Raw genomic sequence first — 1,123 nt, 5'->3', positions numbered from 1 at the left:
GCCGCCGTCCGGCCCCGGCCGCCGTCCGGCCCCGGCCGCCGTCCGGCCCCGGCCGGTGCCCGGCCGCCGGGGGCGGGTGGCAGGATCGAGGCATGCGAGACGCGCTCGATGCCACCCCCTACGACGCCCTGCTCCTGCTCTCGTTCGGCGGCCCCGAGGGCCCCGACGACGTGGTCCCGTTCCTGGAGAACGTGACGCGCGGCCGGGGCATCCCCAAGGAACGCCTCAAGGAAGTGGGGCAGCACTACTTCCTGTTCGGCGGGGTCAGCCCGATCAACGACCAGAACCGCGCCCTGCTGGACGCCCTCCGCAAGGACTTCGCGGAGCACGGCCTCGACCTGCCCGTGTACTGGGGCAACCGGAACTGGGGCCCGTACCTGACCGACACCCTGCGCGAGATGATCACCGACGGCCGCCGCCGCGTCCTGGTCCTCGCCACCAGCGCGTACGCCTCCTACTCGGGCTGCCGCCAGTACCGCGAGAACCTCGCCGACGCCCTGGCGACCCTGGAGGGCGAGGGCCTGGAGCTGCCCAGGATCGACAAGCTCCGGCACTACTTCAACCACCCGGGCTTCGTCGAGCCGGTGGTCGAGGGCGTGCTCACGTCCCTCGCCGACCTGCCCGAGGACGTCCGCGCGGACGCGCACCTCGCCTTCACGACGCACTCGATCCCGACCGCCTCGGCGGACACCTCGGGCCCCGTCGAGGCGCACGGCGACGGCGGGGCGTACGTGCGCCAGCACCTGGACGTCGCCCGGATCGTCGCCGACGCGGTGCGCGAGCGGACCGGCACCGACCACCCCTGGCGGCTCGTCTACCAGTCGCGCTCCGGAGCCCCGCACATCCCGTGGCTGGAGCCGGACATCTGCGACCACCTGGAGGAGCGGCACGCAGCCGGCGTCCCGGCCGTCGTCATGGTGCCCATCGGGTTCGTCTCGGACCACATGGAGGTCCTGTACGACCTCGACACGGAGGCCGCCGCGAAGGCCGGGGAGCTGGGGCTGCCGGTGCGCCGCTCCGCCACCGTGGGCGCCGACCCGAGGTTCGCGGCCGCGGTCCGCGACCTCGTCCTGGAGCGGGCCGCCGCGGAGAGCGGCCGGGACGCGCGGCCCTGTGCCCTCGG

The 1,123-nt window shown here is 74.7% G+C and carries 1 protein-coding gene; it reads left to right on the top strand.

Features of this window, described 5'->3' with window-relative positions; genetic code table 11:
• Positions 1-92: 92 nt before the first annotated feature.
• The coding region (locus HO151_RS02120) for a ferrochelatase (RefSeq protein ID WP_173894425.1) at positions 93-1,123 on the top strand (1,031 nt) is incomplete at its 3' end.

Source organism: Streptomyces sp. 8P21H-1 (assembly GCF_013302945.1).
The sequence above is the reverse complement of the archived record's forward strand: the minus strand, read 5'-3'. Positions and strand labels throughout refer to the sequence as shown.